The 26,835-nt window shown below is 32.1% G+C and carries 23 protein-coding genes; 10 read left to right on the top strand and 13 right to left on the bottom strand.

Annotated features, from left to right (window positions below; genetic code table 11):
• Positions 1-469 precede the first annotated feature (469 nt).
• Positions 470-2,278 (top strand): oligoendopeptidase F, encoded by a 1,809-nt coding sequence (gene pepF / locus DQN46_RS00335; protein ID WP_111742607.1) that lies wholly within the window; start codon positions 470-472, stop codon positions 2,276-2,278.
• 85 nt (positions 2,279-2,363) lie between these two features.
• On the opposite strand, the gene proC is transcribed toward pepF, so the two are convergent.
• Positions 2,364-3,155, bottom strand: coding sequence for a pyrroline-5-carboxylate reductase (gene proC / locus DQN46_RS00330; RefSeq protein ID WP_111742606.1), 792 nt, complete (start codon positions 3,153-3,155; stop codon positions 2,364-2,366).
• Between the two features lie 174 nt (positions 3,156-3,329).
• On the opposite strand from proC, the gene ung reads away from it, so the two are divergent.
• Positions 3,330-3,989: a uracil-DNA glycosylase gene (gene ung / locus DQN46_RS00325; RefSeq protein WP_111742605.1), complete on the top strand. Its 660-nt coding sequence runs from the start codon at positions 3,330-3,332 to the stop codon at positions 3,987-3,989.
• 505 nt (positions 3,990-4,494) lie between these two features.
• On the opposite strand, the gene DQN46_RS00320 is transcribed toward ung, so the two are convergent.
• Positions 4,495-5,301 carry a hypothetical protein gene (locus tag DQN46_RS00320; protein WP_111742604.1) on the bottom strand — a complete coding sequence of 269 codons (807 nt, stop codon included), beginning with the start codon at positions 5,299-5,301 and terminating at the stop codon, positions 4,495-4,497.
• Positions 5,302-5,610: 309 nt separating this feature from the next.
• Between DQN46_RS00320 and DQN46_RS00315 the strand changes: the two genes are divergently transcribed.
• The 3 genes from DQN46_RS00315 (at position 5,611) to DQN46_RS00305 (ending at position 9,609) form a co-directional block, all read left to right on the top strand.
• On the top strand, positions 5,611-6,789 hold the full coding sequence (locus DQN46_RS00315; RefSeq protein ID WP_111742603.1) for an acetyl-CoA C-acetyltransferase: 1,179 nt from the start codon (positions 5,611-5,613) through the stop codon (positions 6,787-6,789).
• A gap of 266 nt (positions 6,790-7,055) precedes the next feature.
• Positions 7,056-8,228, top strand: coding sequence for a hydroxymethylglutaryl-CoA synthase (locus DQN46_RS00310; protein WP_111742602.1), 1,173 nt, complete (start codon positions 7,056-7,058; stop codon positions 8,226-8,228).
• Between the two features lie 115 nt (positions 8,229-8,343).
• Entirely contained in the window at positions 8,344-9,609 is a 1,266-nt protein-coding gene (locus tag DQN46_RS00305; RefSeq protein WP_111742601.1) for a hydroxymethylglutaryl-CoA reductase, degradative, read from the top strand.
• A 50-nt stretch (positions 9,610-9,659) separates the two neighbouring features.
• Here DQN46_RS00305 and DQN46_RS00300 read toward each other — a convergent pair whose 3' ends face one another.
• A complete protein-coding gene (locus DQN46_RS00300; RefSeq protein WP_111742600.1) occupies positions 9,660-10,292 on the bottom strand; it encodes a sunset domain-containing protein in 633 nt (210 codons plus the stop codon).
• Positions 10,293-10,477: 185 nt separating this feature from the next.
• Between DQN46_RS00300 and DQN46_RS00295 the strand changes: the two genes are divergently transcribed.
• Positions 10,478-11,095, top strand: coding sequence for a superoxide dismutase (locus DQN46_RS00295; protein ID WP_111742599.1), 618 nt, complete (start codon positions 10,478-10,480; stop codon positions 11,093-11,095).
• A 56-nt stretch (positions 11,096-11,151) separates the two neighbouring features.
• On the opposite strand, the gene DQN46_RS00290 is transcribed toward DQN46_RS00295, so the two are convergent.
• Positions 11,152-11,844: a PspC-like choline-binding domain-containing protein gene (locus tag DQN46_RS00290; protein WP_111742598.1), complete on the bottom strand. Its 693-nt coding sequence runs from the start codon at positions 11,842-11,844 to the stop codon at positions 11,152-11,154.
• Between the two features lie 236 nt (positions 11,845-12,080).
• Between DQN46_RS00290 and DQN46_RS00285 the strand changes: the two genes are divergently transcribed.
• Positions 12,081-13,175 (top strand): metallophosphoesterase, encoded by a 1,095-nt coding sequence (locus DQN46_RS00285; RefSeq protein ID WP_111742597.1) that lies wholly within the window; start codon positions 12,081-12,083, stop codon positions 13,173-13,175.
• Between the two features lie 163 nt (positions 13,176-13,338).
• Here the strand turns inward: DQN46_RS00285 and DQN46_RS00280 are convergent, their stop codons facing one another.
• A complete protein-coding gene (locus DQN46_RS00280) occupies positions 13,339-13,761 on the bottom strand; it encodes a hypothetical protein (RefSeq protein WP_004633902.1) in 423 nt (140 codons plus the stop codon).
• A 16-nt stretch (positions 13,762-13,777) separates the two neighbouring features.
• On the bottom strand, positions 13,778-14,044 hold the full coding sequence (locus DQN46_RS00275; protein ID WP_111742596.1) for a hypothetical protein: 267 nt from the start codon (positions 14,042-14,044) through the stop codon (positions 13,778-13,780).
• 147 nt (positions 14,045-14,191) lie between these two features.
• On the opposite strand from DQN46_RS00275, the gene DQN46_RS00270 reads away from it, so the two are divergent.
• Positions 14,192-15,406 carry a peptidoglycan bridge formation glycyltransferase FemA/FemB family protein gene (locus DQN46_RS00270; protein WP_111742595.1) on the top strand — a complete coding sequence of 405 codons (1,215 nt, stop codon included), beginning with the start codon at positions 14,192-14,194 and terminating at the stop codon, positions 15,404-15,406.
• Positions 15,407-15,459: 53 nt separating this feature from the next.
• Here the strand turns inward: DQN46_RS00270 and DQN46_RS00265 are convergent, their stop codons facing one another.
• A complete protein-coding gene (locus DQN46_RS00265; protein ID WP_111742594.1) occupies positions 15,460-16,788 on the bottom strand; it encodes an FAD-containing oxidoreductase in 1,329 nt (442 codons plus the stop codon).
• A gap of 244 nt (positions 16,789-17,032) precedes the next feature.
• On the opposite strand from DQN46_RS00265, the gene DQN46_RS00260 reads away from it, so the two are divergent.
• Together DQN46_RS00260 and DQN46_RS00255 are read left to right on the top strand one after the other, a co-directional pair.
• A complete protein-coding gene (locus DQN46_RS00260) occupies positions 17,033-17,368 on the top strand; it encodes a zinc ribbon domain-containing protein YjdM (RefSeq protein ID WP_111742593.1) in 336 nt (111 codons plus the stop codon).
• A 261-nt stretch (positions 17,369-17,629) separates the two neighbouring features.
• A complete protein-coding gene (locus tag DQN46_RS00255) occupies positions 17,630-18,826 on the top strand; it encodes a dicarboxylate/amino acid:cation symporter (RefSeq protein WP_111742592.1) in 1,197 nt (398 codons plus the stop codon).
• 44 nt (positions 18,827-18,870) lie between these two features.
• On the opposite strand, the gene DQN46_RS08810 is transcribed toward DQN46_RS00255, so the two are convergent.
• The 6 genes from DQN46_RS08810 to DQN46_RS00230 all read right to left on the bottom strand — a co-directional run bounded on the left by DQN46_RS08810 (position 18,871) and on the right by DQN46_RS00230 (position 26,835).
• Complete coding sequence (locus tag DQN46_RS08810) at positions 18,871-19,002, bottom strand: hypothetical protein (protein ID WP_263433191.1); 132 nt, start codon at positions 19,000-19,002, stop codon at positions 18,871-18,873.
• Between the two features lie 283 nt (positions 19,003-19,285).
• Positions 19,286-20,350: an endonuclease/exonuclease/phosphatase family protein gene (locus tag DQN46_RS00250; protein ID WP_111742591.1), complete on the bottom strand. Its 1,065-nt coding sequence runs from the start codon at positions 20,348-20,350 to the stop codon at positions 19,286-19,288.
• 76 nt (positions 20,351-20,426) lie between these two features.
• Positions 20,427-21,332 carry a DMT family transporter gene (locus tag DQN46_RS00245; protein ID WP_111742590.1) on the bottom strand — a complete coding sequence of 302 codons (906 nt, stop codon included), beginning with the start codon at positions 21,330-21,332 and terminating at the stop codon, positions 20,427-20,429.
• A gap of 252 nt (positions 21,333-21,584) precedes the next feature.
• The gene (locus DQN46_RS00240; RefSeq protein WP_111742589.1) at positions 21,585-23,393 is read right to left on the bottom strand and encodes an ABC transporter substrate-binding protein; all 1,809 of its coding nucleotides are present in this window, start codon (positions 23,391-23,393) and stop codon (positions 21,585-21,587) included.
• A gap of 453 nt (positions 23,394-23,846) precedes the next feature.
• Positions 23,847-25,646, bottom strand: coding sequence for an ABC transporter substrate-binding protein (locus DQN46_RS00235; RefSeq protein WP_111742588.1), 1,800 nt, complete (start codon positions 25,644-25,646; stop codon positions 23,847-23,849).
• A gap of 283 nt (positions 25,647-25,929) precedes the next feature.
• A complete protein-coding gene (locus DQN46_RS00230) occupies positions 25,930-26,835 on the bottom strand; it encodes an ABC transporter permease (protein WP_111742587.1) in 906 nt (301 codons plus the stop codon).

The following is a 26,835-nucleotide window of genomic DNA, read 5'->3' as shown; positions in this document are numbered from 1 at the left end:
AATACTTGACATATATGTTATCACTTATAGTTATATTTGTAGTCCAAGATTGTGTTAAAAATTTTGTTCAAAACTTGTAAATCCTACCTTTTTTATGTCTTCAAAATTCTCAATAGTATACTCTGCCATTCTTTCTTACTCTTGTCTTATTAGTCTTTTCTCTTCTTGATGGCTTTTAAACCAATGCATAGCACCTAACATCATAAACAATATTATCGCTGTAGTTAATGAGATTTTTATGGCTTTTTTTATTATTTCTTTTCCTCTTTTTTTATAATTATATCATATTTTTGAAATGGACACCGACTTAATCTATACAAACAATCTACTAACTTAAAAAAAGAGATAATTAGCTTTATTTTATATTTAATTATCTTTACCTATCTATATTTATGTATTATAATAAGTATTACTAAGTTGCGCGAGAGCAACTATTAATATAACTTAAAAAATATATGGGAGGTAATCTATGGCTGAAATAAAATTAGTACCACGTAGTGAAGTAGATAAAAAATACACTTGGGATATGACTCTACTTTATAAAACTGATGAAGACTACAAAAAGACTTTAGAAAAAACAAAAAAAGAAATAATTGAATTTAAAGACAAATATGAAGGAAAGTTAGCTGATTATACTACTTTAAACGAAGCTATCCTAAAATACGAAGCGATAGAAGAAGAGTGTTATAAACTTTCTCACTATGCTGAGCTACCTATGGCTGTTGATCGTTTTAACGACAATGTAGTAGCTAACGCTACTATCTATGAAGAACTTTCTTCTCTTTTAGCTAGTAAATTGAGTTTTTTCTTCACAGAATTAATATCTCTAGAGGAATCCTTTATAAATTCTTTTGTTATCAACTATCGTCCAGACTTGAAATATTATTTCGAAAAGATTATTAATATGAAAAAACATGTATTACCAAAAGAAGTTGAAGAAATAATCGCTAGCTATGAAAGTCTACCTAACTTCTATCGCTTATATGAAGTAACTAAACATGAAGATATGCAATTCGATAGTTTTGAAGCAAATGGCAAGACTTACGAAAATAGCTTTGTTTTGTATGAAAATCTACACGAAATGGACAATGACACAAACGTTCGCCGTGCAGCTGCAAAAAGTTTTTATAAAACTTTAAATGCATATAAAAATACTTCGGCAAATGAGTATATTTCTCATATTAAAAGAGAAAAAATGCTTGCAACTGCTCGTGGTTATGACAGTGTTATTAATTATCTATTAGACAAGCAAGATGATAGCCGCGAATTATACGACCGTCAAATCCAAACACTTATGACAGATCTTGCACCACATATCCGTCGTTATATCAAACTATTAGCACGCGAGCATAAAATTGAAGATATGCAATTTGCCGACTGCAAAATTAATCTAGATCCTGATTTCGAGATTGATATGACTATTGAAGAATCACGAGAGTACTTGAAAAAAGCACTGGGTGTTCTTGGGGAAGATTATGTTAAAATGATTGATGAAAGCTATGATAAACGTTGGACGGATTTTCCACAAAACATTGGTAAAAGTACAGGTGGTTTCTGCGCTACTGTTCCAAATGTAGCTGGTTTTATCCTTCTTTCTTGGACTGGGAAAATGAACGAGGTGTTTGTCCTTGCTCATGAACTTGGACACGCTTATCACTTTATGAGTACAGGTAAACACCAAACTATACTAAATAACGATTGCTCACTTTACTTCGTAGAAGCACCGTCTACTTGTAACGAGGTTATCGTTTCTAATTATCTACTACAAACTAATAAAGACGCACGCTTTAAACGTTGGGTAATTAGTAATATGATTAGCAGAACTTACTTCCACAATATGGTAACTCACTATCTTGAAGCTGTTTATCAAGACCGTGTTTATAAAAAAGTTGATAATAATGAAATGTTAACTGCAGAAGTCTTATCTACTATAAAACGTGAAGTTATGGAAGAATTTTTCGGAGATAGTCTTGTAATTAACGAGGGAGCAGAACTTACTTGGATGCGTCAACCTCACTACTACATGGGACTTTATCCATATACTTACTCTGCAGGACTAACTATCGGAACAGCAGTTGCTAATAAAATTGACAAAAATCCAAGTTATGCCGATACTTGGCTAAATGTTCTTTCTAAAGGAAGTAGTATGTCAGCACTAGATCTTTCTAAACTTGCTGGTTGTGATGTGAGTACCACTGAACCACTTAAAGAAGCAATTTCATATGTTGGATACTTAGTAGATCAACTTTATGAATTAACAGATGAGCTGAAAAAATAAGACATAAAAAGAATCTTAATGACTTCTAATCATTAAGATTCTTTTAACTTTTATGAATTTTATACTTTATTGTTAGACTTTAACCCTACATTTCTTTTAACTTTTCAAAGCAAGCTTTTTCGCATTCAATTACTGCTGAACGGAAATTTTTTTCTTCAAGAATTCGGACAGCTTCAATTGTACTACCTGATGGTGAGCAAACATTATCCTTTAGTTTTCCTGGATGTTCTCCTGTTTCTAGTACCATTTTTGCAGCCCCGATTACTGTATGTGCCGCTAAGCGATAAGCAGTTTCACGACGTAACCCGTTTAACACTGCACCATCAGCTAATGCTTCAATAAATAAATAACCATAAGCAGGGCCTGACCCACTAAGTGCAGTCAATCCAGCCATATCTTTTTCCGCTATCACCTCTGATAATCCAAGACTGCTAAATAAACTTAAAACGTACTCTACTTCTGTTGATTCTATATTATGTCCTACACTAACACCAACAACCCCCGCACCTACTTCAACGGGCGTATTCGGCATAATGCGGACTACTTTTGCACTTGGTACAATACTTTCTATATCTTTTATTTCTACTGCTGCCGCTATCGAAATAACTATTTTTCCTTCTAGTTCTACTTTGATTTCTTCTAGTACACTTGCTACTAAATATGGTTTTACACCTAAAAATACAACATCACATTCTTTTGCCAAATCTTTTGAGCTATTGGCCGCTTGGGCTCCGTTACGTTCAGCTACTTTTTCTGTACTGTCGTTTGAAGAATTTCTAACGAAAATATTTTCTTTCGCTACTTTTTGACTAGAAATTACTCCTTTCAGAACTGCTTCCCCCATATTACCAACACCGATAAAACCTAGTTTTTTCATATTGGCCTCCTATTATATTTTTTGTTTTTTGAGAATATACAAACTACTCTCCATTCACTATCTATTATATCATATTTAACCGTTCTAATTCTCTCTTCTTAATAAATTTTATTAGTACTACATCTTATGTTATACTTAAATGTGTATTGAAATTTTTGCAAATAAGGAGTTATTATGGACAACAGTTGGAAAGAAATATTTAAAGATTATCCTAAGCGTAATGAATTGGGAATAACAGTTGATAATATAAATAAAAAAAGACAAACGGCGACTATCTATCCACCAAAAGAATTAGTTTTCAAGGTCTTTGATCTGCCATTACAAGATATAAAAGTAGTTATATTGGGACAAGATCCATATCATAATCCCGGTCAAGCTTGTGGATTAAGCTTTTCTGTTAATGATGGCGTTCCTTTACCTAAGAGTTTAATAAATATTTATAAAGAACTTTATGATGACCTTGGCATTACTCCTGCAAAAACAGGAAATTTAGAAAAATGGTTTAAACAAGGTATTTTCCTATTGAACTCTGTTTTAACCGTTGAAGAATATTCACCAGCAAGCCATAGCAATGTTGGCTGGCAAGATTTTACAGACTATATAATAGAAACTATTTCACAAAAAAATAACAACGTTGTATTTGTCCTATGGGGGAGTTATGCTAGAAGTAAAAAAACTCTAATAGATAGCTCTCGCCATAAAATAATAGAATCGCCACACCCAAGTCCGCTATCTGCCTATCGCGGTTTCTTCGGCAGCAAGGTATTTTCACGTATAAATTCATATTTAGAAGAAGTCGGCAAAAAACCTATTGACTTTAATTTGGAAAATTAGTTATATCCCACAATTTAGGGTTTATAATCTATTCTCTTAAAAATTTTTAATAAAAATAAATTTTAATAGAAAATTTAAAAATAATTTTAAGTATATTTTAAGTAAAAGAGATATAATTGTGACTTAGACAAAAATAATTAATTTTTCATTCTTAACGACACTTGTCGTTTCTCCCTTTTAAGTTTGAAAATATTTTTGTTTAAACCAATATTTCAGTTAATTCTTTATGATATTAACAGATAATAAAACTTTTTAATTTTTTTCATAATGTGGCTTGTCGCTCCCTAGGCAAGCCATTCTCCCTTTAAGAGTAGCGATACTCTTTTGTTATTTGTATATAAGATTAGATATTAATAAGCAAGAAATTGCTTCGAACTTAATTTAGTTCATAAAAAAGCTAAGTATCCCCTATACTTAGCTTTTTTATTTTGCCTATAATTAAATAAGAAGCACCTTAAATTCTTGATCATCCATATCAATTTTTTAAGGCGCTCTTTTTTATTGTTTAGTATATTACAAATTTTTCTATATAATACATAGTTTTATGTTGACCACTTGCATATTGTTTATTATTTAATCGTAGTGTAATTACACCTGTTGGTCGATTAGTAGCTATAGTAACAAATGGTATTATTATTCTATCTCCTTGAACTTCCCAACGTTCTACTGGAGCAAAGATTGAATCGGTAGCTCCGCCTATTCCAGCGATGTAACGTAATGCAAAGGCATTATCTTTTTTGAAATATACTATAGTATTATTATCTTTTACTAATTTTTCTAATTCTTCTTGAGTATATTCTACTTTACTTTTATCCAGCTCCATAAAAGTAATTCCTCTTTCTGCATCCAATTTTGCAAATACATCTTTAAGATTATAAGTACCTTCATTATATGTGTTAATTAAGTCTAATACATAAGTAGCTGGTGCAAAAACAATTTGATTATCTGTTCCGTTATCTATAACACTATAACGAATTGCATTAGCCGCTGTAGAACCTTTAAAGTTAAGCAAGCTATAATTCATAAGTTCTAGTATTTTCCCAGCTTCATTAAAGTTATGATTGTATTTATTAGTATTATTTCTATTAGTTGGTACTATTGTTTGATTTTCATTTTTATTGACGACATTGTTATCTTTATTTTCTTGTTGATTTTGTTGATCAACATTAGCATCATCTTTTAACATATTCGTTGTTACATCTTGTGTTTTTTCTGTATCATTAGTAATCTTTTGTGCTACTTTATCTGTACATCCTGTTAAAACTCCTATTCCTAAAACAAAAACCGCTGCAATTTTTAAAATTTTGTTCATTTTCTCCACCTTCTTTCTGTTTTAATATTATTTACTTTTATTTCTTCTCTTCTTTAATTATATTATACTACCAAAAATTACAAAAAGCAACGATTTATTACAAAAATATTACATTTATATTACAAAATAATTTTATTTTTGTTTCAGTATTCTTCACTATAGCTTTTTATCTCATTTTTATGAATTTATTTCTTGTTATTTTTTCTCTATCTTCTTAAAAAACTCTTTTCAATAGTTCGCACGTAAAATTTGAACTGATAGTTTTTTTATAGTAAAATATACTCGATTATATGGATAGGAGATTGATATATGAGTAGAGTCGCTATTGTTAGTGCTAAACGTACCGCTATCGGTAGTTTTGGCGGCAGTCTTAAAGATATTCCAGCTGCAACACTTGGAGCTGAAGTTGTAAAAAAATCATTAGAGGAAATAAATCTAACCCCTACCCTTGTTGACGAAGTAATCTTCGGCAATGTTCTTGGAGCTGGTCTTGGACAAAACATCGCTCGTCAAATCGCGATCTTTGCTGGTATTCCACAAGAAAAGAGTGCATTTGTCGTAAATAAGGTTTGCGGTTCTGGTCTAAAAAGCGTTGTTTTAGGCGCTCAATCTATTTTACTTGGTGACAATGATATCGTTGTTTGTGGCGGTGTAGAGAATATGAGCACTACCCCTTATTACACAAAAGATGCGCGTTTTGGTGCTAAACTAGGAAACTTCGAACTTGAAGATAGTATTATTCATGATGGTCTAACTGATGCTTTTGAAAATTATCATATGGGTATTACCGCTGAAAATATTGCTGAGCAGTTTTCTATTAGTCGTAAACAACAAGATGAATTTGCAGCACTTAGCCAGCAAAAAGCTAGCACTGCTATTGAAAAAGGAAAATTCTCAAATGAAATAGTTCCTATTACGATAAAAACACGTAAAGAAGAAAAAGTTTTTGATACAGATGAATTTGTTCGTTCTAGTACTAATCTAGAATCTCTAGCAAAACTACGCCCAGCGTTCAAAAAAGATGGAACTGTAACAGCTGGTAATGCTTCTGGTATTAATGATGGAGCGGCTTGCGTTATTTTAATGTCTGAAAAACGCGCTAGTGAGCTAGGTATTAATATTCTTGGATTTATCGATGGTTATGCTACCGCTGGATTAGATAATAAAGTTATGGGTCTTGGTCCAATACCCGCAACGAGAAAAGTTTTAGATAAACTAAATTTAACAACTGATGATATTGATTTATTCGAACTTAACGAAGCTTTTGCAGCGCAGTCGATAGCTGTTCTTAACGAACTTAACCTTGATACTTCTAAAGTTAATATCAATGGTGGTGCTATAGCTTTAGGTCATCCTATTGGGGCGAGCGGTTGTAGAATCCTTGTTTCTTTAGTACATGAACTAATCAATGAAAACAAAAATCGCGGACTATGCTCGCTTTGTATCGGAGGCGGTCAAGGTATTTCTGTGGTTATAAGCCGCCATTAAAACTATTATAAGTAATATATAACTAGATTTATTGTTTCCTTCTATCAATTAGAATAACTAAATCTAGTTTTTTTAAGTTTAATTTAAGCTTCTATACTAAAATCTTATTGTCAAGAAACTTTTTTAACTTTAAACAGTCTAACTGTGGACTATTTACGAAAAATTGTATACAATAGTAGTTGCGTAGATTTTATTTGAGCTCTTGAGGAGTTCACTCTGTTTTATAGAAATAATTAGATTAATAGTAATCGAAAGGTAAAAATAAAATGAAAATAGGAATTGATAAGATTGGGTTTGCAATGCCCGAGTACTATCTAGATATTCGTGACCTAGCAATAGCTCGTGGTATTGAACCTGATAAATTTACTAAAGGTTTACTTCAATTAGAAATGAGTATCCCGCCAGTAAGTCAAGATATCGTTACACTTGGCACTCAAGCTGCTTTTGAAATTTTAGATAATGATGATTTAGAAAAAATAGATATGATTATTGTTGGGACAGAATCTGGTATCGACCAAAGTAAAGCTTCTGCGGTGTTTATCCACGGTCTATTAGATATTCAGCCATTCGTGCGTACTATCGAAGTAAAAGAAGCTTGCTACGGTGCTACTGCAGCTCTTGATTTTGCAAAAAACCATGTCTTGAACAATCCTGATTCAAGGGTACTTGTAATTGCGAGCGATATCGCTAAATATGGAGTAAAATCTTCTGGAGAATCTACACAAGGAGCTGGTAGTTGTGCTATGCTAGTTACTAGCAACCCTCGTCTTCTAGAATTAAACAACGATAATATCTGTCTTACTCGTGATGTTATGGATTTTTGGCGTCCTAACTATTCTCAATATGCTTTTGTCGAAGGTAAATTTTCAACTGAGCAGTATCTTGGATGTTTAGAGACTGTTTGGGCTAAATACTTAGAAAGAACAAAACAACAGCTACAAGGCTTTAGTGCGGTATGTTTACATCTACCATATCCAAAACTTGGACTTAAAGGATTACAACTGTTATTAGAACAAGAAAATAATGAATCTACAAAAGAAAACTTATTAGCACGTTTTAACGAATCTATTCTTTATAGCCAACGTGTTGGTAATATTTATACAGGTTCATTATTCTTAGGGTTATTATCTCTTCTTGAAAACAACACTACTCTTAAAGCAGGGGATAAAATCGCTCTTTATAGTTATGGTAGTGGTGCTGTTGCCGAAGTATTTGGTATGACGCTAGTCGAAGGTTATGAAAACCAATTAAAAACTAATAGACTTGAACAGTTTAATAATAGAAAACAAATCTCTGTTGATGAATATGAAAAAATGTTCTTTAGAGATACTACCGTTGATGAAGATGGTAATCTAGATATTTCTGATATTCATGATGAAAGTCGTTTCATCCTAGAAAAAATCGAGAATCATAAACGAATCTATAAAAAACAAATTTAAAAACTTAGTTAATTTTACACTAACTTATAAACCTCACTAACACCACTATTTATAAAGCTATTAGTTAATTGTTAGTGAGGTTTTTTCAAAAATTACGGAAAGGGAGGCTCCTATAATGAATAATTGGAGTGGATTTTATAAAAAAACTCGCGATGAACGTTTAAATGTTATTAAAGAAGCTAATATTTTAGATAATGAGCATTTCGACTTGCTAAATAACAACAAAATATTAGATTTTGAAACAGCTAATAATATGGTAGAAAATGTTGTCGGGACGTTTTCTTTACCATTTAGCGTTGTTCCTAATTTTGTTGTTGATAAAAAAAGCTATCTAGTTCCTATGGTTACCGAAGAACCTTCTGTTGTTGCTGCATGCAGCAATGCTGGAAAAATAGTTGAACGCTGTGGAGGTTTTAGTACTACTATCCATGATAGAAAAATGATCGGACATATCGCACTCTATGACATTAACGATGTTGAGGCTACCTGCAATCTTATCTTAGACAATAAAGAACTTCTGCTTAAAACAGCAAACGAAGCTTATCCATCTATAGTTAAGCGTGGCGGTGGTGCTTGCGATTTAGAGGTTAAAGTTCTAACCGAGGATAATACTTCTTTTGTAGTTGCTTATTTAATAGTTGATACCCTAGAAGCAATGGGGGCAAATATGCTTAACACTATGCTTGAGGCAGTAAAAATATCACTTGAAAGTCTTACAGGTGGCGTTGCCCTTATGGCAATTTTATCTAACTACGCAACACGTTCTTTAGTTTCAAGTCGCTGTGAAATTCCATTTTCAAATCTTGGAGATAATGGAGAATACCTTGCAAAACGTATAGAACTAGCGAGCAAGTTTGCTCAAGCAGATACTTATCGCGCAGCAACACACAACAAAGGAATTTTCAACGGTATCGACAGTATTGTTATCGCCAGCGGTAACGATTGGCGTGCTATTGAAGCTAGTTGCCAAAGTTGGGCAGCACGCGATGGAAAATACAAAGGACTTTCTACTTGGACTTGCGACCTGGAAAAACAAGTTTTAATCGGGGAGTTGACATTACCTATGCCAGTAGCGAGTGTTGGTGGTTCTATTGGAATCAATCATAGCGTAAAAGTAGCACGCGCTATGTTAGGAAATCCTGATGCGAAAACTTTGGCAAGCATTATCGTTTCTGTTGGCCTTGCTCAAAACCTTGCTGCTTTACGTGCATTAGTTGGAGATGGTATTCAAAAAGGTCATATGAAACTACATGCAAAATCATTGGCTATTTTAGCAGGAGCTACTACAGATATTCTTGACGAAGTAGTTGAAAAATTACGCGCTGAAAAACATATGAATTTAGCTACTGCTAAAGAGATAGTAAGTACATATAAGAAATAAGAAAAAAATCGATGTATCTCAACTGATACATCGATTTTTAAAATTTTACCTTATGCAGCTCTCTTATACCCCGCTTTTTGTGCTGCTTCCTCTGAATTAAAGACTAATAAGTTTTTAGCTGCTACCTTATTGTAAGAAGGATGCTCTGGAGTATAGTACTGTCCGCTCTTTTTACTTGCACGAACTACTACTGCTTTTTTAGCCTTCTCCTGCTTTTGTTCTTGTGCTTTTTGCTCTTTCTTAATATCGTCCATAGTCGCCTTCATCTCTTTTTCTAGACTCTGTTGCGGCGCTGATGTCTGCATTTGATTTTGAGATTTACTTTCCTCAGAAGTATCTCGTTTTTCATCTGTCTGCTCTTCAGTTTTTTTCTCGCGTTCTTCCTTCTTCTCTTGGAACATTTTTATCATCTCTGCTTTTTTCGCATTACTGAAATGATTAGTCATCATCATAGTAAAAGACAGCACCAAAGCAACTCCTGCCCCTAAAATAACTTTTTTAATCCTTGTTTTTCGCTGAATAAGTTTGATAATAGGTGGGCATAATAATATAAAACTGAATATAAAGATGATTATTGCATATTCTGGTCCATGGGTAAACACCATACTAAGTGATATAAACATAAATATCACAAATATAAACCATAAAATCATTTGTCCATGCTCTTTTATAAATTTATTCACGACTTTTCTCCTTAAAAATTTCTCACTTTATATATTCTATCACTTTTTTCTAACTTATACAATTACTTTCAAATTGTTTCCTCAATTATAAAATTATTTTTTACAAGCAGTTTTGTTGTTAATTTTTAAATTTTTTCTTATAATTAACTTATATATTGATTAAAAAAATTAGGAGGCTTATTATTATGACATTTAAATTACCTGAATTACCTTATGCTTTTGATTACTTAGAGCCAGTTATCGACGCTAAAACAATGGAGATCCACCACGGAAAACACCACGCTGCTTATGTTAATAATTTAAACGCAGCTTTAGAAAAGCATCCAGAATTCGAAGCAAAATGTCTTTGCAAACTATTAAAAAATATTGATAGCGTTCCTACTGACATTCGTCAAGCAGTTATTAATAACGCTGGTGGCCACCACAACCACAAACTATTTTGGAAATCTCTAACTAAACCAGATTCTTCTGAATTCGGTGGATTAGTTAAAGAAAAAATCGATGCTGAGCTTGGTGGATACGAAGAATTCGTTAAAACTTTCTCTGCTGCAGCTACTACAAGATTTGGTAGTGGCTGGGCATGGTTAGCACTTGATAAAGAAGGTAAATTAGTTGTTACTTCAACAGCTAACCAAGATTCTCCTTACTTAACAGATCTTACTCCAATCCTTGGGCTAGACGTTTGGGAACATGCTTACTACCTAAACTATCAAAACCGTCGCCCAGACTACATTAAAGAGTTCTTCCGTGTAGTAAACTGGGACTTCGTAAACGAACGCCTAGCTAAACAGTTAAATAAATAATACAAGAAAAACAGTATAGACTTGAATTTAGTCTATACTGTTTTTTTATTTAAAATTTATTCAACATACTTCCCATCAGGTCCTACCCAGTAGCGACCTACCCATTCGTTTCTAGCATATTTACCATCAGATTTTAGATAATACCAAGCTCTATAGTAGTAATCTTTAATCCATTCATCATGCGCCATTTTACCATTATCTTTAAGATAGTAATCTTTATACCAAGCATTTCTCAAATATTTTCCATCATTACCTAAGCGATACCAGGCATTATAACTTTTATCGAAAATCCATTTATTGTACACACTTTTTCCATCAGATCCTAAATAATAGTCTCCTTTCCATGCGTTTTTATAGTATTTTCCAAAATAACCTAGGTAGTACCAACCATCGTAATTTTTGTCATAAATCCATCTACTTGTTACCATTTTACCATCTGTTCCAAGATAGTAACCATTTACCCATGTATTTTTTACATACTTTCCATCTGATCCTATGTAGTAATCTCCCCCAGCAGAGATCCATTCACTTTTTGCCATCTTTCCATCAGATTTAAGATAATAATCATTATACCACTGGTTTTTTAAAGGTTTACCTCCCATATAATAATACCAGTCACTACCTTTTTTATGCCAACCATTAGTAACTGCTTGTGCAAAATTATGGTTTTCCGACACACCTGCTGGTAGCAATATTCCTAAAGATAATACCGCTACAATAAGTTTTTTGAGAAATTTATTACTTTTCATTTTTTTCTCCTCCTTTGTCTTTTCTTAATTAAATATTAACATATTCTAAGTAGAAAATCAAACGCTCACATTCTGTTTTTTTTATTTTTTATTCGAGAAAAACTTTAACTAAATTTAAACTATTTCTTATATAATTTCTAAGATTTATTAATAGCGTGTAGTTGGCCTATTTTTTAAATTAACCAACTACCCTATTTTTATTTTATAAAATTAGATTTGATTTGGAGGAAAAAACTATGAGTAATTGGAAAGCTATTGCTGCTTTTGTAGGGGTAGCTATATTTTACGAAGTATTAGTTTTACTTTTATGGCTTGGCTTAAAATGGATGTTAACACCTTTTATCTCAGCTAAGGTAAAATTAGTTCTTGGTATTTTATTCTTTATTTTTGCTAACTTTTCAATTATAGCTTATATGCTTCGACTAGGTGCTCCATGGGTAAATTATGGAAATACTTGGTTTTTCTACTTCTTAAATGGAGTAGTTATAGCTATAATTTTATTAGTAGCAAAACTAGTATTAAAACTATTTAACTTTAACCTTTCTCAAGGTATAAGTTTAGGTATAACAGGTATATTCCTTGTTGGAATGAGTGCTTTAGGGTTATATTGGGCATACTCGCCTATAGTTAAAAGTGAAACTATAAAAGTTGATAAAAAAATTGAAAAACCTATAAAAATAGCTATGGTATCTGACTTACATCTTGGAACATTTTTTGGAAATGATCAACTTGAGAAATTAAACAAAATTATCGAAGAAGAAAAACCAGATGCTATCGTAATTGCTGGTGATATTATGGACGATGATATGGTTATGTATAAAAAGCGCAATATGGGTGAAACACTTAGCAAATTATCTGCACCTTTAGGCGTATACGCTACTATGGGTAACCATGACCGAGATGCCCAAGAGATAGTAGATGAGGTTAAAAAAGCAGGCATAATTCCTCTATTCGATGAAAGTGTGGAACTTAATAAAGATGTTACCTTAGTTGGCCGTAAAGATAGAAGTGTTAGTCGTGATAGACTAGACACAGCTGACCTGCTTAAAAGCGTAAATCTTAACAAGACTATTGTTCTCGTTGATCACCAGCCAGATGCTATCGACTACCACTCTACCTTACCTATCAATGTTCAGCTATCTGGTCATACTCATCATGGTCAAATATGGCCAATTAACTATATTACAGAGCGTATATATACTCTAGATTATGGCTATAAAAAGATTAATAATAAACATTTCTTTACATCTGCTGGTTACGGTTTTTGGGGACCACCTTTCAAAACAACAGCTCGTAGTGAAGTTTGGATAATTACAATAGAAGGAAAATAAATAAAACCAGTAAGAAGTTACTCGAAATTATGCTTTTTAACATCAATTTTATTGAGTATCTTTCTACTGGTTTATTTTATACACATTCAATCTACAGCTAATTAGATCAACTTTCTAAAACTATAAAATTAATCTCTTACCTTCTTATTACAGAATCTACCTTTTATTGATTTTCTTGTTCTCTTATACTATCCCATAATTCTTTAGCTGTTTTCAAATCTATTTTGTAATAATCTTTAATAATTTTTATATTGGCTATATCTCCTTGAGAGTAGTCTACTATCTCTTTTACATTAGAGAAGTCCATACTCTCTAGTACGCTTGGCTTAATATGTTCCCATAAATTTTTAGCATCTAGTAGATTCAAACCATACGCTTCTCTTAACAATTTTATATTAGCTATGTCTCCTTGAGTTGTGTCTATTACCGCTAGCACTTCTTCTTTCTTTTCTTCTTTTATTAGTTCTTCATATTTTTCTTTACTTAAACGTGCTTTTTCTTCTGCTTCTGGGTTTGGCGTTTTTGATTTAATCGAAAAGTATACAAAAAGACATACCCCTAATATTATAATTAATCCTATTTTCATTATTTATTCTCCTAACCTATTTTCTTGTTTTTAATATCTCCCACAGCTTTTTAGCATCTGCGAAGTTTAAAAAGTATTTTTTTCTAAGCGCCGCGATATTGAATGCATCATTTTGGCTAAAGTTTATTACACTTTCTAATTCTTTTCTATAATTTTTCTCTTGTAATCTCTCGAATGCTTCTTTGCTTTTAGCATTTTGTTTATTTCTTTTATCGCGAATAGTTGCAACTATTGCATAAATAAAAATAAATCCAAGCATTATATAAACTGTATTCATATTCATAATTTAGTAACTCCTTTTAAAATAATCTATCATATCTAATTATATAGTTTTTCTTTCCAGTTGTAAATACACACTCTTTTCAAAATTGATTTTTCCACTATAATTTGGTATCATTAATTGTACTTTGAATTAAAGGATTGGTAACTTATGAAATTTTTAACTGAAATTGATACCGAAAAATACACAGAATTTGTAAAAAATCACAAACTTGGAAACATGATGCAAGCGACAGAGTGGTCACAAATAAAAAACACTTGGGGTGTTGAGCGTGTTGCAGTCGTTGATGACAATAAAAATATTATCGCAGCCACTCAAATACTGACTAAAAAAGGCTTTTGGTATGCCCCTCGTGGTCCCATTATGGATTATGATAATAAAGAACTTGTATCGTTCTTTTTAGAAAATCTAAAAAAATATGCAAAAAATAAAACTGCAAAACTAGTTAAGTTGGACATTCCTGTTGCGATTAAAGATGAAAAACTCCACGAGTTTAAAGACATAAATGTAGAAAGAACAGATAATGAGCTTATAAAGGTATTTAAAAAATATGCATATAAGCATAAAGGATTCAGTCTTGATATGAGTAGCACTATCCAACCTCGTTTCAACACTGTAACCAAGCTAACAGCCGAAGTTCCTGACCTTTTTCCTAAGGATACACGTCGTTTGATTCGTGATGCTGATAAAAAATTTGTTGAAGTACGTCGTTGTGGAAAAGAAAACCTAGATGATTTCTTATTTGCGCTAGCATGTACAGAAAAAAGAAAAAATATCTCGTTACGAGGACGTGAGTATTTTGAAAACTTATTAGATACTTTCGGAGATAATGCATTACTTTATATTTCATATATAAATATCGAAAAAGCACTTGAAGCATGCCAAATGCGTAAAGAAAATCTAGAACTAGAAATCGAAGCACTCGAGGAGAAATCTCCTAAGAAAAAACGTACTCTTGTTGAACAAGTAGCTGGAATAGAAAAATTAATAACATTGTTTAATACTCTTGAAATTGAGGATAAAACTAAAGACCAAGTAATTAGCGCAGCTATCACTATAGCCTACGGAAATCATGCTGAGATTATTTATGCAGGAATGAATGAAAGTTTTGCGAAATTACCTGCACAATACAAAGTATTCTCTGATACGATGAAAACAGCTCAAACGATGGGTATTAGCGAAGTATCAATGGGCGGAATCGAAGGGAATCTTAACGACAGCCTTCTTGGTTTCAAATCAAAATTCGCTCCTAATATAGTTGAATATTACGGAGAATTTGACCTAGTTCTTTCTCAATCATTCAACCTAATGTATAACTACGGTTTACCACTTCGTAGAAAATTATTAAAACTTATAAAGCGCTAGACAATAACCAAAAAATCCCTGTTGAACTTAGTTCTGCAGGGATTTAATCTTTTCTATTTAATTAATTTGAATACATCATTCAAGTTCTCAGCCATTGTTGGATGTGTGAAAATCTGATCTTTTAGATAAGTGTATGGAATTTTATTATCAATTGCCATTTTTATTATGTTTATAATCTCTTCAGAATTTTTTCCAAATAGTGTTGCACCAAGAATTAAATTAGTATCTTTATCAACTATTACTTTATATATACCTCTTTGATCCTGATTAACTGCTCCTCTTGGCATATTAGCAACTGGCAGACTTGCTACCGCTACGCTAGAGTAATTTTCTTCAGCTTCTGCTTGGTGAAGCCCTACATGAGATAATACTGGTGAAATAAATGTTGAGTAAGGAACATTTTTACGATTTGCTCTTGTATAGTCCTTATTACCATGAAGGTACCCATTTACCACTCTAAAATCATCTAACGATACATATGTAAACTGTAAGCCACCATTAACATCACCAACTGCAAAAACATTTTCTACATTTGTTTGACAATAATCATCAACTTCTATAAAGCCTCTTTCATTTACTTTGATATCTGTATTTTCTAATCCAAGATTTTCTATATTAGCTCGACGCCCTGTTGCATGTAAAAGAGCATCAAACTCTAACTCACCATATTTTTCTGTATCAACTACAACTTTTTCTCCATTATTGCGAATTTCTTTTGTAGCAGTTCCTAATTTAAACGTTACTCCTGCTTCTTCTAAATAACCTTTGGCCATTTCGGCTATATCTTTATCTTCACGTCCTAATACAGTTGGCGCAAAATCGATAACAGTAACATCTACACCGAAACGTGCATATAAATTAGCAAACTCTATCCCAATATTTCCTCCACCAATAATTCCTAGAGTTTTTGGAGTAGATTCTAATTTTTGAAACTGTGTACTATCGTAAACATTTTTAGATGTTGTTAATCCTGGTATTGGTAGTACATTATTTTTTGCTCCTGTATTAATTACAACAATATCCCCTTCTAACTGCTTAGTTTCACCATCTATCGAGATTTCTACTACTTTATTAGACACAAATTTCGCACTAGCCGTATAAACATCTATATTAGGGTTATTGTCTAGCATTGCAAAGTTTTTCGCGTTAAGTTTAGATACAACAGTATCTCTAGTTGCTTTCGCCTCTTTAAACTCTTTTTTATTATCAGCAGCAACAATTAGAGTTTTTGTCGGTATACATCCGATGTTGATACAAGTTCCTCCGTACATCTCGCTACTTTCTTCTACAACTGCTACTTTTTTCCCTTCATTTCCAAAAGTGGCAGCTAATGTTTTTCCTGCTTTCCCAAATCCAATTACTAATAAATCATACTTAATCATTCTTCGACTCCTTTTGTCTTAATAAATGTATTTTGAAAGTTGCTAATATAGTTACCATATATCCGCCAAACTAATTAGTTCTTTCGTTAAAATTTTAGTACTGTTTTCTTAAACTTACAACTTTTTTGCTCATAAGTAATATATTCGACTTAATATATGGTTTCGCCAAGATATAATTTGATATCACATCTGATTATGATATAATAATCTTTGTACAAATTTGAAAATTTATGGAGGAAGAAAAATGACACTACCTAATTGTCCAGAGTGTAATAGTGAATATACTTATGAAGACGGAAATATGTTAGTATGCCCTATGTGTGCTCATGAATGGTCACCAGAAGATGCTGCTAATGCTGAGGAAGAAAAAGTTTACCGTGATGCAAACGGTAATATTCTTCAAGATGGGGATACTGTTTCTGTAATTAAAGATTTAAAAGTTAAAGGAAGTTCTTCTACACTAAAACAAGGAACACGAGTTAAAAATATTCGTCTTGTAGACGGAGATCACAATATCGACTGCAAAATCGATGGTTTTGGAGCGATGAAACTTAAAAGTGAATTTGTTAAAAAAATATAAGTAGAAATACGCAAAATATTTTGATACCCTCCTTATTGGATATTAAGTTTCCAGTAAAGAGGGTAATCTTTATATCTAATTTCTATATTTTCTTATTTTAACAAAATTTTCTGACAATTTCCCTTTACAAAACTCTTTTTTTCTTGTATAATGAACACATGTCTTTTTAAAAAATACAATTGTAGTTTTAAATGTTAAAGATAACTTTGTATAAAGTTATCTATTTATATAAATTTTAAATGAATAAAGGAGAATATTATCATGAGTTTTTATAAAAAAATACCATTAGTAGTAAAACTTATTTTAGCTGTAACTCTTGGGATTGTTTTAGGAAGCTTCCTTCCTACTTCTATTATTAGAGCATTCGTTACTTTCTCATCAATTTTCAGCTCATTCTTAGGATTTGCTATCCCACTTATTATTGTAGGATTTATCGTACCAGGGATTAGCCAAGTGTCTAATAACGCTGGTAAACTTCTTGGACTTTCTACTGGAGTTGCCTATGTTTCTACACTTATCGCAGGAACATTCGCTTTCTTAGTAGCGAAAGTAGCTTTACCAAATTTACTTGCTAATTCTACATTACAAACATTCCAAAACCCAGAAGATTTAATGCTTAAAGGTTATATCGAATTTAAAATGACACCTATCTTCGATGTTACAACAGCGCTTATTATTTCATTTATTCTAGGTATCGGAATCTCTGCAACTAAATCTGAAGGTCTTAAACAAGGATTTAATGACTTTGGAGAAATTATTGAAAAATTACTTTCTTCATTAATTATTCCACTATTACCATTATATATCCTTGGGGTATTCATGAACATTACTGCTTCTGGTGAAGTATTCAAAATCTTAAAAATCTTCGCTTTAGTATTCGTTCTAATAATCGTATTACACTTTATAATTATAGCTATTCAGTACACTGTTGCAGGTTCAATGAACAAGAAAAATCCATTCAAAATGCTTGTTAAAATTTTACCAGCTTACATGACAGCTATCGGTACTCAATCATCAGCTGCAACTATTCCAGTTACACTGAAAAGTACTAAAAACATGGGTGTTGATAAAAACATTGCAAACTTTACTATTCCATTATTTGCAACTATCCACCTATCAGGTAGTACAATTACTTTAACTACTTGCGCATCTGCTGTTTACTGGTTACAACACGGAGCTAGTTTCCCATCAGCTGTAGTTATGGTTAAATTCATTCTACTTCTAGGAGTAACAATGGTTGCAGCTCCTGGTGTTCCTGGTGGAGCTGTTATGGCTGCTCTTGGATTATTACAATCTGTTCTTGGATTCAACGAAATCATGCTATCTCTTATGATCGCTCTTTACATCACTCAAGACAGCTTCGGAACAGCATGTAACATTTCTGGAGATGGCGCTTTATCAGCTATCGTAGATAGATTGAATAGAGTATTCTTTAAAAAAGACAATCAAGAAGCATAATAAAAATCGGGCTTGAAATAAAATTCAAGTCCGATTTTTTATATTTATTTTTTATCACCATCTCTTAGCATCTTATTTTTCTTATATAAATAATATGCTAAATTAACAACGACAAACAAAAGTAATAACCCTATACACAACGTTACAATTGACACTATTACATTTCCATAATTCATAATTTTCACATCCTTTATATTTATTTTTGCTATATCATGAACTATTAATTATATATCCTATATCTCTATCCTCATTATACAAAAAAAGCATTAAATTTTCAAATTATTCCAATACTCCCTAACCAAAAGATATTACTTTATCTTCTTAATCCATCAACAACGAAGATTTATAAACCTTGATAAAAAATGACTTTGTAAAGGTGGAATTTAATTCCCGCTATTATAAATTAAAATAAATAACATGATTTTTTGGAAACCATGTTGTTTATTTAAGTGTTAATTTTTATTTTAATCTAAATCTAAGTTTTACAGGATTATGATCGCTATATCTATAATCTTGGTCTAATGTTTTAACCTGCGATACTTCTATATTATCACTCACGATAAATCCATCGATTATAAATTCATACGTTCCATTAGAACCTTTTTCATACGGTTTATTGTTAAGTCGCGCTGATGGACGACTATTATCATAGTACAACTTGAACTTATCTTTTAACAATGTTTTATCGAATAATTCTGCTCGCCAAAGCTCCGCCGGAGTCTTTTCTATTTCTTCTTTGGTTAAATCTCTAAGCTCTTGATTAAAGTCCGCTCCTACTAAAACATAATTTCCTTTTGCATATTCTTTCTCCATAAATTCAATAAGTTGTTTTGTTTGTACTATTTTTCCTTTATTATCCTTATCATAAGCGTCTAAATGTGCATTAATAAGAACTAACTTTTTATCACTATTTTCTATATTACTATAAATTACCGAAAAGCCACGTTTTAAGTTAGCTAACCTCGTCGGGAAAGTAAACGGAATTGGCATTTGATATCTTTCGGCATTTTCTATATTGAATTTCGTAGAAGTATAAATACCACTATTTACCTTACCTAACGGAGGTAATGGATATGGGATATAGGCAACTCTAAAATTGTATGCAAAGATACTACTGTTATCTAATACTTTATCTAAATAGTCGACTTGATTTATGTTATATGTACGCTTAGAATCAACATCAACTTCTTGTAAAAACGTAACGTCAGCCACTTCTTCTTTAATAATACGCGTAATATTGGTTAAATTGTTTTCTACATGCGCCTTGTCAATTGGGTGAACCATTTTTCCACCATCCATAAAGAAATCGACATCTTTATCCATACCGAAGTATCCGACATTCCAATCTAACGCATTATACTCTGTATTTAACTTAACCGCATGAGTTTTTGTGCTTTGAACAACGGTTAGCTTTTCCATATCATGTGGTTTGTACTCTGTAATCATTAAATAACCGATCAACCCTGCAAACGCTATAACACAAGCTAAAATTATACTACCTAATATTTTAATTATTTTTTTCATCAATCTACCTATAAAAAAGAGATTGGTGTTTTACCAACCCCTCTTGTAACCTTCCTTGTTTTATTAAATTTTTATGTTACTTTTGTTCTAGTTTGGGAGATTTTTTCTCTCGTAATTGCGAAATAATTATCCCCACTAAAACAATAGCCATACCAATACCTTCACGTAGTCCTATATGCTCATTAAGGATAAGTACCCCTCCTATAGCTGCAACAACCGATTCTAAACTCATAATAAGCGATGTCGTATGCGGCGGAATCTCCCTTTGAGCAATTATTTGTCCAGTATATCCCAGTCCGCTTGATAAGATACCAAGAGCAAGCAATGGGGCTGCCACGCCAAGTATATCAGCTAAAATAATTGTTTCTTTAATCATCGCTAATCCTAAACTAAAAATAGCTACTACCACTAATTGAATTATTGATAGAAACATTGAGTTAACACGTAATGCTGAATAGTCAATAACAATAATATGTACCCCAAAGAAAATTGCACTAATAAAAACTATAACATCTCCAAGTTCAAGGGTAAATTCTTCTTTTACTGATAATAGATAAAAACCTATCACGGCCAAAATAAGACCTATTATAAAAAACTTATTTAATTTATTACCTAAAAACACACCTATAAATGGGACTATACAAATATAAAGGACAGTGATAAACCCAGCCTTTCCTGCTGTCGTCATTCCTATACCAATTTGCTGAATATACATAGCAAAGAATAACACTACACCACACATAATACCTAACCAAAGTTTTTTAGAAGAACTAGCTTCTCCTATCAATTTTGGAGCTTGACTCTTATAAAGACTTGGTACTAAAATGGCTACCAATGTTATAAATATAACGGCAATAAGCGATCTCAGTCCAACTACTGTAAGTGGGCCCAATACTTTACTTGCGATATTTTGCCAAATAAACGCTAGTCCCCAAATAATAACTACACCTATTAATATTAATTCCGAGACAAATCTTCTCACACTACACTCTCCTTTTACATTGATATAAATTTCATTTTCGTCCTATATAATTGTATATTTTTAAAGGTAAAATTTCAACTATAATCCTTAATTTTATCTAAAATTTAAATTTATATCTTATAGCCAATTCAAATAATATTTAACTTACATAAAAAGGTTATACAATATCTCTTATTGTATAACCTTTCCTATAGCTTTTTATCTATTTTTTTCTATATGAAAAGAGCGAACTATCGCTCGCTCTATTTATTACTATTTAGCACCTTGTTCATCTGTTAACTCAATGTTATACAGATAAAATTCTCCATTTTTAATTTTGTTTAAGTCGTAATTTTTAACACGTTTGTTAACCCATGTGATACTTGTATCCCAGCTTAGAGGGAAGAATGGTAGTTCTTCTGCCACTTCTGAGTCAAACTTGTTATATGCTTCTTTTAATTTTTTAGCATCAAACATATCTGCTGTTGCTTGTACTTTAAAGCTTTCTTCAAACGCATCTGTTGTATAACGATATAAGTTAAGCGGTGCTTTTTTCCCTAATAACTCTTGACGGTTAGGGTTTGTTCCATATTGCCATACACCTTGGAAGATTTCAATTGATGGATCATCACTTTGTACACGTTGCGAGAAGTCTTTTGGTGCCATAAGTTTTCCATCATTAAGTACGACATTTAATCCAACTTCTTTCCAAGATTTAATAAATGTATCTGCTAATGCTTGATCAAAATCTTGACCTGTATTACGGATTGCAAAATTAAATTTCAACTCTTTTCCGTCTTTTCCTTCACGGATTCCGTCTCCATTCGTATCTTTGTATCCAGCTTCATCAAGAAGTTTTTTAGCTTTTTCTACATCTTTTTTAATAGCTGTTGCATTTTCGTTTACAAGTTGTCCTATTGCTGGTGGATACATCCCTGATCCAGTTGGAGTAAATCTAATTCCTTTAAATACTTTTTCATTAATTTGGTCACGATCTACCGCATATAAGAATGCTTGACGTAATTTTTTATCAGCGAATTTAGAGTTAGGATCAACTACGTTTTCTCCTTTTTCTTTGTCAAATTTACCTAATTTGAATCCTACATAAGACATATAACGAGAGCTTTCTCCTAAAAACGTTCCGTTTTTAACATCTTTTGAACTATCATAAACTCCTGATGTTACTGATTCAATAATATCAACTTCACCAGATTTAATTACTGAGCTTGCTTGTGCAGGTGCAATTACTTTAAATTCTACTTTTTTAGTTTTTACTTTATCTTTTTGGTAGTAATGAGGGTTTGCTTCTGCTAAAACACTTTCTCCATTTACTTCTTTAGAAATATAGTATGGTCCATAAGATAATGGTTTTTTATTTAATTCTGCTTCCGCAAATTTAGTAAAATCTTTTGATGCTGCTTCTACTTGTTTTGCATTTAAGAAGTCAGTAACCATTCCTTCACCCCATTGAATTGATGGACGAAGTTGACTATATTTAATTACTACTGCATTATCATCTTTTACTTTAATACCAGAGATAGTATTTGCTTTCCCTTCGTGGTACTCTTTCATACCTTCAATAAATTCAAATGAATCATTGTAACGAACGTTTGTTGTAAATTTAGGGTTACCCATAAGTTCATATGTAGCAACGATATCTTTTGATGTAACATTTTCTCCGTTATTCCATTTTAAATCTTTGTGAATAGTTAATGTTACTTCATTTTTTTCACGATCAAGATGCATTTTAACAGGCGCGTCTTCTTTATCAAGTTTTGCTCGCCCCTCTGCATCAGTTGGGAATGTGCCACCCATTACATTTTGGTTAACAAACTGGTCTGTTGCTTGGTCAGAAAAAACAACGTTCCATAAACCTGTTAATGGTGCTGAACTAAGGATACCATATTTTAATGTTTGACCTTCCTTTAAGTTTCCACCATTATCTACTGATGTTTTAAATTCAACTTTTGGCTTAGCACCTTTTGTACTTGAGCTATTGTTTGAGCTTGAAGAACATCCAGCTAAAACAACCGATAGTGCTACTGCTGAACTAAACACTTTTAGAAATTTATTTTTTTTCATTTTATTTCCTCCATATATGAAAACTTGATTTTCAATTAATCATAGATGTATTCTATCATTATTTCCTTCTTAAGTCAATACAATTTTCAGATAATTTTTCTCAAAAAACAAAATTTAACATTTATTAGTCAGTATTTTAAAATTAATAAAATGAATTTTATCCAATTCTACCAACCCTTTTATTATTTTACTATCTAAAATCCACCATACTTTCACACCCCTAATAAAATTAAGAATACTTTTATAATTTTGTAATATTACACTGTATTTAAACTATTACCATTTTTCAACCTCTATCCATTATTGATTATAAATATTTATAATTATAAAAAAAGAGCAAGAATAACCTTGCTCTTTTTTTATAATTGAAAATAAAATGAAATATAAATTATCTTAGGAGGGGTCTACTAAGTCACCTTAGGCAACCCCTATCTCCTAAACAGAATTATTTAATTATTTTGCTGGGGCTTCCGCAGTTAATTCTAACTCATAAAGTTTTTGTGTACCTAGATTTATTTTTTCTACATCCAGATTTTTAATACGTTTGTTAACCCATGTTAAATCACTCTTCCAGCTGAATGGTAACCACGCTGCTTCTTCTCTGAATTGTTTATCAAATTTTTGATATGCTTCTACAAGTTTCTTGTCATCAAACATATCACTACTTCCCATTGCATCCAATGATTTTTGGATTTCTTCTGTTGTGTAACGTTGGTAGTTAAGTGGTGTAGATTTACCTACTAATGAAGAAGCATTTGGATCTGTTCCTAATCCCCAAGCTCCTTGGAAAATATCGATTCCTAGGTCATCCCCTTGAACACGTTGTGACCAGTCTTTTGGTGCCATAAGCTTACCGTCAACAAGTTTTACATCTAATCCTACTTCTTTCCAAGATTTGATGAATGTATCTGCTAATGCTTGGTCGAAATCTTGACCTGTGTTACGGATTGCGAAGTTAAATGTAAGTTTATTACCATTTTTATCTTCTCTTAATCCGTCACCATCTTTGTCTTTAAGACCTGCTTCATCAAGAAGTTTTTTAGCTTTTTCTACGTCTTTAGTATATTTTTCACCTTCTGCACTGTGGAACATTTTAACTATTGGAGGATAGAATCCTGAACCAGTTGGAGTGAAACGTAATCCTTTATAAAGTTTTTCATTAATTTGATCCCAGTCAACTGCATATCCAAATGCCTGACGAACTCGTTTATCAGCTGCTTTTGCGTTTGGATCAACTTCTACTTCATTTTTTTCTTTATTAAATTTACCAAGTTTAAATCCTACATAAGATACGTAACGTTCTGATTGCCCTAAGATTGTTCCATTTTGAGCATCTTTAGTTCCTTCCCAAACTCCAGTAGTTAATTGTGTCATATAGTCTATTTCACCATTTTTAAGAACAGCACTCGCTTGTGCAGGAGATACTACTTTGTATTGAATTTCAGGAATTTTTACTTTATCTTTTTTGTAGTAATATGGATTAGCTTTCGCCAATACACTTTCCCCATTAACTACTTTATCTAAGTAATATGGACCATAAGACAATGGTTTTGTATTCAATTCTGCTTCTGCAAACTTAGCGAAGTCTTTTGATGCTGCTTCTACTTGTTTTTTATTTAAGAATTCAGTAATGAATCCTCCTCCCCAAAGAAGAGCTGGCTTGATTTCTTTATATTTAATAACAACCGTTTTGTCATCTTTTTTCGTAATACCAGCAATAGAACTTGCTTTCCCATCATGATATTCCTTCATACCTTCGATTACTTCAAACTCATCAGTATAACGAACATTATCTGTATATTTAGGATTACCCATAAGTTGATATGTAGCAATAATATCATCAGATTTTACATCTTCTCCATTACTCCATTTAAGATCCTTATTAATTGTTAATGTAACCTCTTTTTTATCACGGTCTAAATGGAACATAACCGGTGCATCTTTGTCATCTTGTTTTAAACGAGCTGAGTCATCTGTTGTGAATGCTCCTGTCATCGTTCCGTTCATTACATCCCAGTCAGTTGCTTGTAAATAGAAAACAGGGTTAAACATTCCTGTTAATGGGTCTGCACTTAAAATCCCAACTTTCAGTTGTTGATTAGCTACTGCAGTCCCACCGTTGTCTACTGATGTTTTAAATTCTACTGCTGCTTTAGTTCCTTTTTGTTTATTACTTGTGCTTGAACATCCTGCAAGCACCATTGTGAGCGCCATAGCTGAGCTAACTACCTTTAACATTTTTTTCTTTTGCATTGTCTTGTCCTCCTTGCTGCATTAATACAGCTTTTTTTATTATTGTTAAAGATTGTATCAAAAAAAATTAACCATGTCAATTAATTGTCAGAAAATTTGACATAGTTTTTTGGTTTTTTTGAAAATTAAAACTTGTTAACGTTTGATTTCTTTCATTTCCACACTATTTCAGAAAATATAGCTGTTTTCCTGCGCTTACTTCACATCTATCATAAGTTGATATAAAAAAGAAAAGCTATATAAGTGAGAACTTATATAGCTTTTTATATACCTTTTTAAAAAATTATAATCTTTGTCTTGCATCTAAACTACGTCTTAATGCACCACCAATTGAGTTAATGCATAAAACAATAATTAAAATTGAAAGAGCAGCCGGTAACCAAATATACATTTTGTTAATAAGTACATCTGCATCTTTAGCATAAGATAACATAGTACCTATACTTGGTGTACCTGCTGGAAGACCAAACCCAAGATAAGTAAGACCAACCTCAATACCCATATTAGCAGCTAAAGATAAAGTTGCCTCAACAATAATAATAGAACTAATGTTTGGTAAGATACCTTTTAACATAATTTTCCAGTCTGGAGTACCCATCGTTTTTGAAGCTAGAACATAATCACGACGCGACTCTGATAAAGCTTTACTACGAACAAGACGTGTAGAACTCATCCAAGCAAATACAGATAAGATTAAGATAAATAATACTAATCCATAGTCACGTTTTATACTTACGAATACGATAATAACCATAAGTGTTGGGATGATAACCATAAAGTCTACAAAACGCATTACAACATTATCCACTGTACCTCCATAGTATGCAATAACTAATCCTATAGTTGTACCAACCGTAATAGTAATTACAGTTACCGCTAGCGCGATAAGAATAGAGTTAAGCATCCCCATCATAAGCCACCCAAATACTGAGTGCCCCCCAACATCTGTTCCAAGTAAGAAACCATCTTCACCTGGTTTTAAGAAAATGTTTAATAAGTCTACATCAAAATAAGTTTGATAAACACCACTTACTCGAATGTAAATATTAAAACCTACTACGAATAATAAAATTGCAGATAACGCAACTAAAGCCGCAAAAGCTCCTTTATCCTTTTTGAATTCACGCGCTACAACTGAAAACCCAGAAGGAGTTTTAGTTATAACTTTTTCTTCTTTTACATTTGTCAT

Origin of the sequence: Gemella morbillorum (genome assembly GCF_900476045.1) — a bacterium.
Lineage (GTDB): Bacteria > Bacillota > Bacilli > Staphylococcales > Gemellaceae > Gemella > Gemella morbillorum.
The sequence above is the reverse complement of the archived record's forward strand: the minus strand, read 5'-3'. Positions and strand labels throughout refer to the sequence as shown.